This is a genomic window from Sneathiella sp., assembly GCF_047631475.1.
In the GTDB taxonomy this organism is placed as follows: Bacteria; Pseudomonadota; Alphaproteobacteria; order Sneathiellales; family Sneathiellaceae; genus Sneathiella.
Genome location: NZ_JBLHZT010000040.1, coordinates 18,864 through 33,254, shown reverse-complemented (window position 1 = coordinate 33,254; position 14,391 = coordinate 18,864). Strand labels below are relative to the sequence as shown.

Below are 14,391 nucleotides of genomic sequence, written 5' to 3'. Positions count from 1 at the left end.
ACGGTCGTCGGCACAATAAGCGCAGAGGATCCGGAAGGCGGCACCCTAACCTATAGCCTGTCTGATGATGCCGGCGGGAAATTCACCATCGATCCTAACACGGGCGAAGTAAAGGTCGCTGGAGCATTGGATTACGAAGATGTAAACAGTTACGACATTACGGTGGATGTGACGGATGGTGTCCATGTGGCTTCTGAAAGCTATACTGTAAATGTTGAGGATTTGGCATCGCCCACCATGAGTGGGCTGGGAAATACCATCTCCCATGAAAATGCGTCTGAAGTGATGGAACTGGACCATATGGACATGTTCCCTAACCTTCAGGCGGGTAAAGAACTGGAAGCCAATATTGGGTCTGAAGTCTTTGAAGACATGATTGCTGATGCGGAAGGGCTCGTCATTAATCATCAATCAGATGCGACGGTCACGTTTCAGGGAGAGGGCGCAGGATATCGCAGTGCAATTGGTGCCTACCAAATCAATTCAGATGGGACGATTACTGACGTTCAGTTGCTTTGGGGAGACGCGTCTTCTAATAAATTGACGGCCGGCGAGTCACAAGCGACTTATGAAGGCATTGAGGCCGGCAGTCAGCTGGGCTTCTTCGTGATCGCCAATGGATTTTCTGATTTGCCAGATGATGCAGTCAGCGGGGATGGCAATACGATCTCGGAAACCGGAACCTGGATGTATGTGTCTCCTGATTTTGACGCGGCGAGCCAATCCCCGGAAGATCACAAATATAATGTCAATTCAGATACCGGAAGTCCCCAGCTTATTTATATTGAACAGGATGGAACCATTCACACGACAGATGGCAATGTCTATCATTCATTAAATCAGTATGAGTTTAATGCGGATCGGGAAGACGGTGGGGGACAACATTTTATTGCGGGTGTTGATCAGGAAAATGGCGTTCTCAACTTCGGCTTTGAAGATTTGTGGGGCGGTGGGGACGCTGACTTTGACGACGGCATGTTCAGTGTCGAAATTGACAGCCGAGATCTTGTTGATGTACCCAACCCACTGTTTGCGGAAGATGATCAGGGGCAATCAACGTTCCAGTTAAATGATGCTGATAGTGACGAACTTGCTTCTGCAACTATTATTCTAGGCGATATTCAGTCTGGTGATGTTTTAGGTCTGGGCGGAACCTATGATTTGGATGGAACCTCTATTCTGTTACCTGATGGGTCGGATAGCGGTATTTCCATGACGCTTGTCGATGATGGATCAACGATCACGGTTAGCTTGACCGGAACAGCGGATGTCGAGCTTTATGAAGACGTTATACAGAAATTGAATTTTTCTAATGATACAACGGATAGCGCGATTGCAGGGACACGAAGCATTACGGTAACGGCAACCGATAGCAGCGGTGAAGTGTCGGATACATTCAACTCATCGGTCACAATTGAGGTGGAGCAGGGAACGGAAGCCTCAGATACAATTTACGGCGGCACAAATGATGAAGTTATCCATGGTGAAGGCGGCAATGACGTCCTGCATAGTGGGGCCGGAGATGACATCGTATTTGGCGGTGACGGCAGTGATATCTTTTATTTCGCCAGTGATCAGGGGAACGACACCTTCCACGGTGGCGAAGGCGGTGGCTGGTCCGATACAATCGTTCTTTCAGACGGCCTTCCTGCTGGAAACATCAGCGACTGGTTGAGCTTGGACAGCGGTTCGGTTCAGTCCTCAGCAGATGGCGAGGTGTTCCTGTCTGAAGATGCTGCTGGTACCATTAATATTGGTGGTGTTGAATTGACCTTTGATGGTGTGGAGAAAATTGAAGGGTAGAGAAAATCCCATCAATCCACTGTATTCAAGCTCACCATATTAAGACGTTCCGGTAACTGTTCCAGCATCTGTTGATCAGCATTTGCAAAAGCAACCCGCAAATATTGCGATTGCTGGGGACCAAAAAATTCGCCCGGGATCGTAATAATCCCCCGGTGGCGTGCCAAATTTTTGGCAACCATAACCGATGAATATCCTTCAAAGGGGTGTTCGATATAGGCAAAATAAGCACCAACCGCCTTTAATTTCCAGTCCGGGCAATGTGTCATGACGTTTTGTAAGGTTTTTGATCGTGCGGCGATTTCAAGGCGGTTTTCTTCCCGCCAGTTAGTAAGGTCCGGCAACGCTTTTGCAACGGCCCATTGGGGAATTCTGGGCGCGCAGATTTGAAGATTATCCATTACCTTTGCAATCTGATTAACAACCTCGGGCGCCGCGGTAATGCTGCCCAAACGATGACCGGGAATACAGAACGATTTTGAAAAGCTGTACAGCTGGATCAGATTGTCCCCCCAGTTTGGATGTGAGAACAGGGTGTGAGGCATTTCTCGTTTGGACGGAAGGAAGTCTCGATAAGTTTCGTCCAGAACAAGCCAAATCCCGTGCTTCTGGCACAAACTGAAGGCTTCCTCCAATAATGCTGGTGGATATATGGCTCCAGTTGGGTTGTTAGGGGAGATCATCACAATCGCTTTTACCGAAGGGTCAATTTGTTCCGTCATGCTTGTGAGATTAGGCAAAAAGCCATTTTCGGCATCTGTGTCATATATCTTGCACTTGATATTCAGCATATCCAGCGTTGACTCGTGATTAAAGTAGAATGGATTGCTGATCAAAATTGAATCGCCGCTCGCCGCGATCGTCATGATTGCCGTAATAAAGGCTTGATTGCATCCTGCAGTAATATGGATGTTTTGCGGCGACATCTGTGTCTGGTAACGTTCACCAACATGGGTTGAGTAAGCCGTTCTTAGTTCGGTCTCCCCTTCAATATTGCCATAGCCTGCCAGTTTTGTGTCCCGCGCAGCTTCAGACAACCAGTTCAGGATATCCGGATGAGGCGGGTAACCCGGTACGGCCTGCGATAAATCGAGAAGAGGGCCGAGTGCGCCATCATAAGATTGTCCCCATTTTTGAACCATGGGGATAGGGGGCGCTGAGAGTGCTTTTACAGCCGGGTTAATGGATGCTGTCGGCATATTCTTTCTTTCCAGGCGTCTTTATCGATATCGTTTATAGTCTTCACTTAAAGTATGTCTGCTTTTTTCGACCGCCGCCGAGAAATATGCCGGCCTGAACTAAGGAACGGCGCTGTGACTTTATCTTCTTCGAGTGCGGCAAAAAGCCAGTCTATAAACACATTCACAATTGGGGTCGAGCGTATTTCGTTTCGGCAGGCAACATAAAACGCGTCATTTGCCGGTACTGCAAGATCAAACGGCACAACAAGTGATCCGTCGCTCAGCAGGCTGCTGGAGGTCAGTGTATCCCCCAACGCCACACCATGCCCATTAAGAGCGGCATCAATGGCAACCCGCGCATCACCCATATAATGATGCTGCTTGGGAACAATATTACGGGCGCTGGCAGCGTCAAACCACGAGTTCCATTCCCGGCCATCATCGGTGTGAAGAAGAACCTGATCTTCAAGATCCTTCAGGTTGCGAATAGTGCGGCGGTTAAGGTGAGTGGGGGATGTCACTGGAAAAAGATCGAATTGCGCCCAAAGGCGGCCCCAGCAATCTTCCGCTGGTGCGGCACCGTAAATGATACTGACATCAATCGCCGGGGAAAGTATTTTTGTGCGGTCCACGGAAGAATTAAGGGCAAGCTGGACATTTGGATATTGTTCGGTGAATTGACCAATGCGCGGAACCAGCCAATAGGACAGAAGGGCCGGTGAACAGGATACGGACAGGCGTCCTTCTGTTGACGGCCTGCTCATTTGGGAGGCTGTTGCCGCAATTTCCTTGAAGGCATTTGATACGGCAGGCATCAGCAGCGCGCCTTGCGACGTTAGTTTCAAACGTTGCGCCTGTCGGTCAAACAGTTTCAGGCCCAGCGATGTTTCCAGTGTTTTTATTTGATGGCTAATAGCGCTATGTGTCACATTCAGCTCTTTTGCTGCGGCGGTCACAGAGCCAGTGCGGGCTGTGGCCTCAAAAGCGCGTAGCGGTTTTAATGGGGGAAGGCGACTGATCATTCGTCTCTTTCTAATGTGAGAAAAAATAACAAACTACCTTACAACAAAATCAATTGATTTTTCAATGCAGCTTGGGAAAAATAGGTAACACTGCGACAAGAGATGCTAAAAATTGCCATTTCAGGTAAATGCATCTTTAAACTGTGAAAATACGTTCTTAATATTAATGTGAAAAAAATACAGCATTGGGTGAAGTATGTCTGGTGAATGGGATAAGCAAAAGCTGGAAGCGTTGCGGGCTCAGTTCGGTGATAATCACGGTGGTGAACTTTATGACCCAGAATTCAGGAAGGTTGCGGACAAGATTTTTTCTGAAAGCGGCACCCGAATGGCGCCATATGCCGGGATACCGACATTTCTGGATGCTCCCATAAAAGAGGTTGATCCTGAAAATCCGGATATCGACGATTTAGAGGTTGCGATAATTGGCATTCCGATGGATCTGGGCGTTACAAATCGCCCCGGTGCGCGTTTCGGGCCGCGTGCCCTTCGGGCAATCGAGCGGATTGGACCCTATAACCATGTTCTGGGATGTGCGCCGGTACAGGATTTGCGGGTGGCCGACATCGGTGACATCCCGTTTGATAGCCGATACCGGCTCGAAAAAAGCCTCGACAATATTGAAGCTTATATGCACAAGATTATTGCGGCAGGCGTTGTGCCTCTGTCCGTCGGTGGGGATCATTCGATCACACACCCCATCCTCAAGGCCGTTGGAAAAGACGGGCCGGTTGGCCTTATTCACATTGATGCACATTGCGATACGGGCGGCTCTTTTGATGAGACGAAATTTCATCACGGCGGCCCTTTCCGGAACGCGGTTCTGGACGGTGTTCTGGATCCCACACGAACCGTTCAGATCGGGATACGCGGCTCAGCCGAGTATCTGTGGGAGTTTTCGAAAAAGTCAGGCATGACCGTTATTCACGCTGAAGAAATTCCCGGGCTGGGTATACCGGCGGTGATTGAGAAAGCCCGTAAGATTGTTGGTGACGGACCTGTTTATGTCTCATTTGACATTGATGGGGTTGATCCATCATTTGCCCCTGGAACCGGCACACCGGAAGTTGGTGGTTTAACAACTCGCGAAGTATTAGAATTTCTGCGTGGGCTTAAGGGGCTTAATATCTGCGGGGGTGATGTTGTTGAGGTTGCGCCTCAGTATGACCCAACAACGAATTCGGCGCATGTGGGGGCTCAGGTATTATTTGAAATCTTGAGCTTAATGGTTTTCAGCCCTTTTATTGCTGAATAAAGAAAAAAGATCGAAGTCGATAAGTCGGGAAAGATTTTAACAGGAGGTTTATATGACCAGATTTAGTAAGGGCGGTATTAGCCGCCGAGCCCTTTTAGGAGCGACTGCTGCAGGGGCTGCGACACTTTCAATGCCAGCTATTTTACGGGCAGATGAAAGATCTTTGAAAGTAGGCGTGTATGGCGGTTACTTTAAAAAGTCGTTTGATAAGCATATTTTCCCAGAATTTACGAAAGCTACCGGTATTGCTGTAACGTCGGTTGCCGAGCCAACCGGTGAAGCCTGGCTGGTTCAATTGGAGCAGGCGGCGCGGGCAAAAAGGGCCCCGGCGGATGTTTCCATGATGTCGCAGGTTGCAATGCTAAAAGGGCAATCTAGAGATCTTTGGACAGCGCTTGATCTCAATAAAATTCCGAATAGTTCAAATCTGCTGGATAGCGCGATCAATAAATATGAAGATGGTCGGGTCTCTGGCGTCGGTGCGGTTGCTTGGTATATTAATCTGGTTTCAAATACCAAGGTTATTCCAAACGAACCAACATCATGGGCTGAAATGTGGGATCCGTCGCATAAAGATCAGCTTGGTCTGCTCGCGCTGGTTTCAAATTCTTTCCTACTGGAAGTCACCGCAAAAACCTTCTTGGGCGGAACCAATGTGTTGGATACTGAAGAGGGTATTCTCAAGGCGTTGGATAAACTTGCTGAATTAAAAGATAACGTCAGACTTTGGTACCGAGACGAAGCCCAGTTTGAACAGGGTCTTAAAACCGGCGAAATTCCTATGGGCCAGTATTACCATGACGTAACAGGGCTTGCGATTGCAGATGGGCATCCTGTTCGGTCAACCTTCCCTAAAGAAGGTGGTATTCTAGATTCTGGAAGTTGGGCATTGTCGCGGGCTTCTGACAAGACAGAAGAAGCGCATATCTTTATGGACTTCATGTCTCAGCCTTCCGTGCAAGGTCTGATGTCTTTGAAAGTTGGTACTGCCCCGACCGTTAAACGGTCTTTGTTGACCCTGACAGATGAAGAGTTTGCCAGCGTGTCTTCAGAAATTGATCCGATTATTCCACGGTACGATATGTATCAGAGTAAATCAGATTGGCTTAACCAGAAATGGACTGAACTGATCGTTGGTTAATCAATCCGCTTTTGAGTATGATTTGGAAGTTTAAGCGTTGGCTGCCGGCATGCCGGCAGCCATCATTTTGTATCTGTTGGAGCGAGGCGACCGTTAATGTCCGGATTGACCTTAAGTAATTTGCGAAAAGAGTACGGCTCGTTTGTTGCCGTCGATAATGTTGAGCTTTCCATCCCACAAGGAAGCTTCGTTTGTTTATTAGGTCCGTCTGGATGTGGTAAAACCACTCTTCTTCGCATGATTGCGGGGCTGGAGAGACAAACCGGTGGTCGGATTTTGATGGATGGTGAAGATATTACGGGTATCCCAACCCATAAAAGGGAACTGGGAATGGTTTTCCAGTCTCTGGCTCTTTTCCCGCATTTGACCGTTGCTGAAAATATCGCTTATGCCCTTCGTATTCGAGGCGCGTCAAAGGCGGAACAGACCGCAAGGGCGGAAGAGCTTTTGGATCTTATCCATTTGCCGGGTTACGGCGAGCGCGCCGTGTCGCAGCTCTCCGGCGGGCAACGACAGCGTGTGGCAATTGCCCGTGCGCTTGCCTTATCCCCTAAACTTTTTCTGCTGGATGAACCTCTTTCTGCCCTGGATGCGAAGCTCCGTGAAGAGATGCAGGTTGAACTCCGCCAGTTACAGCAAAAACTTGGTATTACAACAATTGTTGTCACCCATGATCAACGGGAGGCCATGACAATGGCGGACCTTGTTGTCGTGATGGGCGAGGGTCGTATTCGGCAGGCAGCAAAGCCTGTGGAGATCTATCGCCAGCCTGTTGATACGTTCGTTGCTGATTTTATCGGGGCAACCAATCTATTGCCCGTGCGTAAGGGGGCCGACAATATAGCTGTTTTTGGAAATCAGCAGATTTCTGGTATCGACATATCATCGGCGGGCGAAAATCTGACCCTGTCCGTGCGTCCGGAAGAATTGCAGATTGTAAAATCCGGGCAGTCGGATTTGAAAGGAACGGTTTCTTTTGTTCGCGATCTTGGCGCAACCATTGAGACATTCGTTGAGGTTGAAGGGGAAATCCTTACCTCGGTTACCTCACCCAGAGAACGGGTTTCTGTGTCGGTCGGGGACGAAGTCGGCCTGCATCTTCCGCCCGAACACTGTGTGGTGCTGACCCAATGAGGCAGGAAAAACCGAAATCCATCCGCGACTATGGGCCTTTGCTTTATCCTGCACTGATGCTGATTATCTTTTTCGTTATTCCCTTTGGGACAATGATAGCGGTCAGTTTTTTCCAGCGGGATGTCGGAGGGTTCTATTCTGTCGACTTCGTGTTTAGCAACTATGAGCGGTTTTTAAGTCTGTTTTTCGGTAAAGTTCTTGGCTTCTCACTGATGCTTGCCGTGCTCGTCGCCATTTTCTGCGTTATTCTTGCTTTTCCGTTTACCTACCTGCTAACCCGCTGTCGCCGGAATGTTCAAACTTGCTGGCTTGTCGGTATCCTGTCCATTTTGTCTTTATCTGAAGTGATTATCGGATTTTCGTGGTCGACGCTATTTTCCAAAACCGCTGGACTGACCAATATTTTGGTAGCACTGGGAATTTTGGATCAGGCGAAATCCCTTTATCCCAGTTTTGGTGCCGTTTTAACGGCGATGATCTATCAGGCACTGCCTTATACAATTCTGGTCCTGTATCCTTCGCTGGTTCGTTTTGACACGGTCTTTCTGGAGGCGGCTAAGACAATGGGGGCATCACCGATAAGGGCGTTTTTGAACGTCATGGTCCCCGTTCAGCGGAACACAATTCTCGCGACACTGATTATGGTCTTCGTGTTTGCACTTGGCTCATATCTGTTGCCACAGATACTGGGCAGACCACAGCATTGGACACTTTCGGTCCTGATTACGGATCAGGCAATCTATCAATCCAATATGCCCTTTGCCGCAGCAATGGCAGTTTTCCTTGTGTTGATGTCGTTGGGGTTGGTTGGGTTGACGTTACTTATTGGCCGTAGAGAGCGGCAGGTCTCATGAATAGAGTTTTGACCTTCATATTTTTCGCGGCAGTCGTCTTTTTCCTGCTGTTGCCTGTGATTGTTGTTGTTGGGGTTTCATTTAATGAGAAGCAATCGCTAAGCTTCCCGCCGGTCGGCTTTTCATGGGAATGGTATCTGGAAATTTTTACAGATTCAGAATGGCGATCTGCATTGATCAATTCCTTGGTTCTTGCAACATTTTCTGCGGCCGTGGCAGTTTCTGTGGCGCTTCCTTTATCCTGGTTTTTGTCTCGACGGTATGCCCCCTGGGCGAATGTTTTCAGGTTGCTTGGTGTGGCGCCCTTTATTCTTCCTCCGGTCATCACAGCGCTTGGATTTTTAACGTTTTGGGCCACAACAGGCGCATATGGAGAGCCTTGGACAGCGATCCTAAGTCACGGTATTTTCTTTGTAACACTGCCACTGGTAACAATAACTCTGGGGTTTTCGTCGATTGAATCTTCATTGGTCGAGGCCGCCTCTACCATGGGGGCCAGTGAACGAACAATTTTTCGAACCATCGTATTGCCGTTGATCCTGCCATATTTGATTTCCGGGTTTGCCTTTACATTCGTCTTGTCGCTGAACGAATATATTGTCGCCTACATGACCGTTGGTTTCACAATGGAAACGTTACCGATCAAGATATTCAATGCCTTGCGGTATGGATATACGCCGACAATGGCCTCTGTCTCTGTGCTGTTTGTTGTGGTGGCGGCCGTCGTTTTTGGATTGATTGCAAAATTTGGCAACCTTCCTAGGTTACTTGGAAATATGTCTGGTGAGGATAAGTGATGCGTCTTGCTGTTTATCAAATGCAGGCGGCTGTTGCCGATATTGACAGAAATCTTGAAAAAATTGAGGACGCGGCACGGGCAGCGGCCGGGAACAACGCAGACCTGTTGGTAACGCCGGAATTGTCGTTGTCTGGCTATGGTGCTGGCGATCAGATGAAGTCTTTGGCCATGACGGCCGACGGGGCCGCTTTAAAGGCGCTACAAAGAATTTCATCTGCGTATGACATTGCGCTGATTGCAGGGTTTCCGGAATTGTCAGGCAACAAAGTTTATAACAGTGCCGCATTCGTTGATGGTCAAAAAGAACCTATCATATACCGTAAGTCCCACTTGTATGGTGGCTATGAAAAATCTTTGTTTACGGCAGAGGAGCCAAAAACCGTCAAAGCCGTTTTGAACGGGATCGTGATCGGAATGCTGATCTGTTACGACGTCGAGTTTCCGGAAAATGTTCGCCGATTGGCGATGGCTGGTGTGGAACTGGTTCTTGTGCCAACGGCACTACCTGCCGGAGACTATAGTTCCTTCATCGCCCGAAATCTTGTCCCGACACGCGCGTTTGAAAATCAGGTGACGCTGGCCTATGCCAATCATTCCGGTAATGATGGCGCATTCGAGTATCAAGGGCAGTCAGTCATTGTGGGCGCGGATGGCACCCTGCTGGCCGAGGGAGCGCAACATGATGAAGCCCTTTTATATGCAGAGGTGGATCCCGCACAATATGAGGGCTCGAAAGAACAGAACAGCTATCTGGCGGATTTGGAAAGCGTTAGTTCGAAACGGCACCCTTAATAAAATCCGTGGCCTCCGGGTTGGCAAGGGATGATAAATCTCCAGGATCTTCCTCGAGGTAGATTGACCGAATGACCCGTCTCATTGTTTTCATACTTCGTGTTTTTGGAAGCGCTTTTGAAAAATGAATTTCCCGCGGGGAAAAGGGTTTTCCCACACGCCCTGCAACACTCCCGCTAAGGCTCTTTTTCAGGGCATCACTCGGTTCAACTCCGGGCCTAAGAACGCAAAAACAGACGACGGCGACCCCTTTTATATCGTCGGGGACAGCAATTGCCGCGGCGTCAGACAAGCCCGTATTTTCCATCAGCGCGCCTTCTATTTCTGGCGGACCGACCCGCTTGCCAGCCACGTTAATTGTATCGTCGGAGCGACCATGAATATGCCAGGTTCCATCTTCATTCTGATGGGCCCAGTCGCCATGATGCCAAATATCGTCAAATGTTGACCAGTATGTTTTCAGGTAGCGGTCATTGTCTTTCCAAAGCCCCATTGTCAGGCCCATGGGCGGATTAGTGATAACGAGTTCCCCAACCTCTCCTTTGTCGGCTTCGCTCCCATCCGTTCTTAGAACTTTAGCGCCAACCCCGAGATTTTGAGTCGAGAAACCGCAAGGCGGGATCGCATGTAAAACAGTGGAGGTTAAAATAGCGCCGACTAATTCCGTTCCACCTGACATATTCAGGGGGACCGCTCTATTCTTACAGATTTTGTCCTTCATCCAATGCCAGGCCTCGGGCGTCCAGGCTTCTCCGGATGAGGGGACAATTCTTAAGGAGGATAAATCAAGTGTTTCAAGAGGGGCCGGGTCGAGTGTCATTAGCTGCCTTACAACGGTCGGGGCGATCCCCATATGGGTAATTTTTAACGTCTCGACCAACCTGAGTATTCTAAAGGGATCTTCTGCATGGGTAGGTGCCCCTTCCGCCAGAATAACAGTGGCACCAACCAAAGAAGAACAGATCAGCGTCAGTGGCCCCATGACCCAGCCCATATCAGTCATCCAGATATGGCGGTCGTCTTTCTTGATATCCAGACACAAAGTGAAGTCTGCTGCTGTTTTTGCGAGAATACCCAGATGATTTTGGACGACGCCTTTAGGCTTGCCTGTGGTCCCGGACGTGTAGGCAACAAATAAGGGTTCTTTAGGTGTCATGGAAACGGGGGGGAACGTAGCTGGCTGGTTTTCAAGGCTTTCCTGCCAGTCGATGAATTTTGGATGGGACGGCAACGCGTCGCCTGTTCTTGTAAGGCACATCACCGTATGCACAGTGTCAGATTGTTCAATGGCGGCCTTGATATTCTCGGCCATGTGGACTTTACGCCCCCCTCGAATTGTTGAGGTGGCCGTAACCACAGCCTTTACAGAGGCATCCTGCAGGCGAAGTGCAATAGCAGGGGCAGCGAAACCCGAAAATAAGGGAATTGCAATCGCACCCATGCGGGCAATGGCCATGAAAGACGCCGCCATTTCCGGTATCATTGGCATATAGATGGCAACTGTATCCCCCTTTTTTATGCCTCGTTTTTTAAGCGCGTTTGAAATTCTGCAGCATTCTTCAGAATATTCTTCGTAACTCCAGACACGTCTGTTGCCAGCCTCATCAACAGCTTCAATTGCCGGTTTTTTCCAAACCTCTGAATGCTGATGTTGGTCGAGACAGGTTCTTGTCAGGTTGAGTGTTCCACCAACGCACCAATCGACAAACTGAGGTCCGTTTGTTGCGTCGCGTATTACAGAATATGGCGCGTCAAATTCGATGCCCTGCCATTTTATGAGGGTATTCCAGAACCAATCCGGATCAGAGTTGGATTTTTCCAGTAGCTCTTCATAGGTGTTGATGTCATGCTCGTCCAAGAAGTGTTTTAGATTGCTACTGTCCTGAATGTTTTTCGGAGGCAAAAAATAGCTTTGTTCGAGCATTGGCAGGTCCTAGGATTAATTTCTTATGTTATATTTTGTCCTTGAGTAGAAATGATAGGATATCGGGGCGGTGGCAAAAAGAAAAAAATGGGTCATTTTTTAGAAGACTGTTAATGTTTTAGTTTAGTTATATGACTATGTAAAAATGACATCCTGTGTTTAGGTTTGGTATAAATGCGAACTTTGTCAGATATTGAAATAGCTTTGATCGATGCTTTAGAGCACGCGTCTGAAGCATTTGTTATTTTTGACAAAGACGGGCGATTGGTTCTTTGCAATGGCAGTTACAGAGAGATTTATGGCTATTCGGAATATCAAACCAAACCCGGAACTCATGTCAGCAAACTCTTTGAACTGGATCTGAAAAACGGGAATGTTTTAGAAGAACTGAAAGATGTCTCTTCAGAAGAATATCTGTCCCACCGAACGAATTACAGTGCTCGCCACAACTGGTCATTTGAATATCAGTTGGCTGATGGCCGATGGATTTCCATTAACGAACGTAATATTTCGTCCGGCGGTATCATCAGTATTCAACGGGATATCACCAAACAAAAAGACATCGAAAGCAAATTGCAGCGCGGAAATGCGATCTTCAGTGCGGCGTTCGATGCGGATAATAATGCCAGATCCATCACCGTCCTGGCCACGGGCAAATTCCTGGATGTCAATAAAGCCTGGTGCGAGCAAAATAAAATAAAGCGCGAAGATGTCATTGGGCGGACCGCCATTGAGCTTAAGATCTGGGGAGAGAACGGGAAGCGCGACGAAGTCATTCAGCAGGTAATGGCCAATAAATCCGGCGGTTCGTATTCAACAACGCTTTACCGTAAAGAGCAGGGATTGCGTTATTATGATCTGAATTGGAAAGTTATCGTTGTTGATGGTGTAGAGTGCCTTTTCCTGGCCGTAAATGACGTCACGGATGGACAATTGGCTGAGTTAGCCAAACAGGAGAGCGAACATCTATTTCGCTTGGTTTTTGAAAATGCGCCTGTGGGATTGGCTCTTTACGAAGAAAGAACCCATATCCTGAGCCTTGCAAATCAGCGTTATAAAGATATTTCGGGCTTGGATGTGAAACCGGGGGAGGACGTTGACTGGAAGTCAGTTACCCACCCTGACGACATCGCAAAAGATCGCCATTTATATGAAAGCTTCATCAAAGGGAAAATTGATAGCTATCGGACGGAGAAACGAATTATCCATGCCGATGGATCCATTCGCAGGGCGCAGATTGATATTGTTGCGGCTAAAAAAGGTGGGGGGAGTAAGACAGATCAGCATCTGGCGATGCTGACTGACATTACAGAACAAAAAGATGCGGAACTGGCGTTGGCCGTTAGTCGGGATAGGTTTTCGGACTTCAATAAATCCGGAAGCGACTGGTACTGGGAAATGGATAGGGATATGCGATACACCTATATGTCCCCCGTCGTTTTCAAAAGTACAGGCCGTCATGATTATGAATATGTTGGTAGCGGTTATTTGGATTTCAGGGTTGAAGACGAAAACTTACAACAGGGCGATGAGTTATTGCTGAAGAGTTTTGAGAGCCTGAAAAGTTTTCGGGATATCGTTGTCTATCGGCGGAACAAACTCACCAAGAAAAAGATCTGGTTGAAAGTTAGTGGCACGCCGTTCTTTGGTGAAAACGGCGAACTCATGGGATTTCGCGGACTATCTGAGAATATTACTGAAGAGGTAGAGCTTGAGGAAAAATTGCAGCAATCTCAAAAGATGGAGGCCGTAGGGCAACTGACGGGTGGGATTGCGCATGACTTCAATAATCTGCTCGCCGTGATTCAAGGCAATGCGGAGCTTGCCCGTGAAATGCTGGAGGAAAACGAGCAGGTCGACGTTGAAAAAATGAACGCTATCCTGCGGGCGGCTCAACGAGGAGCCGAACTGACCCAGAGCATGCTTGCCTTCTCTAGAAAACAGTCTTTGTCACCGATTGTGCTGCAGTTGGACCGTCAGGTTTCCAGTCTTATTGAAATGATAAACCGGACGCTTGGTGAAACAATCCATATTGAAACAGAATTCGAAGAGAATTTGTGGCCCTGTATCGCTGATAGTGGAAAGGTTGAAAATGCGCTTTTGAATCTTTGCATTAATGCGCGGGATGCCATGCCTTTTGGTGGGACCATTATAATTAAGCTTTGTAATGAAACCATTGATGAAGAAGACCTGGCGGAAACCGGTATCGCGACACCCGGCAGGTATGTGTCCCTGGCTGTGTGTGATACGGGAAACGGAATCGCGCCAGAGGAAATCAGCCGCGTTTTTGAGCCCTTTTATACAACAAAGGAAATCGGTCAGGGAACGGGGTTGGGTTTGAGTATGGTTTACGGCTTCGCTCAACAATCCGGAGGGCATGTCACGGTGGATTCCAAACTGGGTGAAGGGACGATTGTGACCCTGTATCTTCCCTGCAAGGAAGACACTGGCCTTTAAGTTGGTTTCGTTTTCCCCGAATATGAAAG

General features: G+C 48.3%; 11 protein-coding genes. 8 read left to right on the top strand and 3 right to left on the bottom strand.

Annotation, left to right across the window (positions count from 1 at the left end):
* On the top strand, window positions 1–1,803 hold a 1,803-nt coding region (locus ACJAYR_RS14490), incomplete at its 5' end, for a cadherin domain-containing protein (RefSeq protein ID WP_415237265.1).
* 11 nt (window positions 1,804–1,814) lie between these two features.
* Here the strand turns inward: ACJAYR_RS14490 and ACJAYR_RS14485 are convergent.
* Together ACJAYR_RS14485 and ACJAYR_RS14480 are read right to left on the bottom strand one after the other, a co-directional pair.
* On the bottom strand, window positions 1,815–3,002 hold the full coding sequence (locus ACJAYR_RS14485; RefSeq protein WP_415237264.1) for an aminotransferase: 1,188 nt from the start codon (window positions 3,000–3,002) through the stop codon (window positions 1,815–1,817).
* Window positions 3,003–3,049: 47 nt separating this feature from the next.
* Window positions 3,050–4,006 (bottom strand): LysR substrate-binding domain-containing protein, encoded by a 957-nt coding sequence (locus ACJAYR_RS14480; RefSeq protein WP_169544429.1) that lies wholly within the window; start codon window positions 4,004–4,006, stop codon window positions 3,050–3,052.
* 196 nt (window positions 4,007–4,202) lie between these two features.
* Here ACJAYR_RS14480 and speB point away from each other — a divergent pair, with 196 nt between their 5' ends.
* The 6 genes from speB (at window position 4,203) to ACJAYR_RS14450 (ending at window position 9,981) form a co-directional block, all read left to right on the top strand.
* Entirely contained in the window at window positions 4,203–5,261 is a 1,059-nt protein-coding gene (gene speB, locus ACJAYR_RS14475; protein WP_415237263.1) for an agmatinase, read from the top strand.
* Window positions 5,262–5,313: 52 nt separating this feature from the next.
* A complete protein-coding gene (locus ACJAYR_RS14470; protein WP_415237262.1) occupies window positions 5,314–6,402 on the top strand; it encodes an ABC transporter substrate-binding protein in 1,089 nt (362 codons plus the stop codon).
* 96 nt (window positions 6,403–6,498) lie between these two features.
* Window positions 6,499–7,536 carry an ABC transporter ATP-binding protein gene (locus ACJAYR_RS14465; RefSeq protein ID WP_415237261.1) on the top strand — a complete coding sequence of 346 codons (1,038 nt, stop codon included), beginning with the start codon at window positions 6,499–6,501 and terminating at the stop codon, window positions 7,534–7,536.
* The gene (locus tag ACJAYR_RS14460) at window positions 7,533–8,390 is read left to right on the top strand and encodes an ABC transporter permease (protein WP_415237260.1); all 858 of its coding nucleotides are present in this window, start codon (window positions 7,533–7,535) and stop codon (window positions 8,388–8,390) included. The genes ACJAYR_RS14465 and ACJAYR_RS14460 overlap by 4 nt, the downstream gene beginning before the upstream one ends.
* Entirely contained in the window at window positions 8,387–9,187 is an 801-nt protein-coding gene (locus ACJAYR_RS14455; RefSeq protein WP_415237259.1) for an ABC transporter permease, read from the top strand. The genes ACJAYR_RS14460 and ACJAYR_RS14455 overlap by 4 nt, the downstream gene beginning before the upstream one ends.
* A complete protein-coding gene (locus ACJAYR_RS14450) occupies window positions 9,184–9,981 on the top strand; it encodes a carbon-nitrogen hydrolase family protein (protein WP_415237258.1) in 798 nt (265 codons plus the stop codon). The genes ACJAYR_RS14455 and ACJAYR_RS14450 overlap by 4 nt, the downstream gene beginning before the upstream one ends.
* Here the strand turns inward: ACJAYR_RS14450 and ACJAYR_RS14445 are convergent.
* The gene (locus ACJAYR_RS14445; RefSeq protein WP_415237257.1) at window positions 9,959–11,905 is read right to left on the bottom strand and encodes an AMP-binding protein; all 1,947 of its coding nucleotides are present in this window, start codon (window positions 11,903–11,905) and stop codon (window positions 9,959–9,961) included. The genes ACJAYR_RS14450 and ACJAYR_RS14445 overlap by 23 nt on opposite strands.
* A 174-nt stretch (window positions 11,906–12,079) precedes the next feature.
* On the opposite strand from ACJAYR_RS14445, the gene ACJAYR_RS14440 reads away from it, so the two are divergent.
* Window positions 12,080–14,362 carry a PAS domain S-box protein gene (locus ACJAYR_RS14440; RefSeq protein ID WP_415237256.1) on the top strand — a complete coding sequence of 761 codons (2,283 nt, stop codon included), beginning with the start codon at window positions 12,080–12,082 and terminating at the stop codon, window positions 14,360–14,362.
* The last annotated feature ends 29 nt before the right edge of the window (window positions 14,363–14,391 follow it).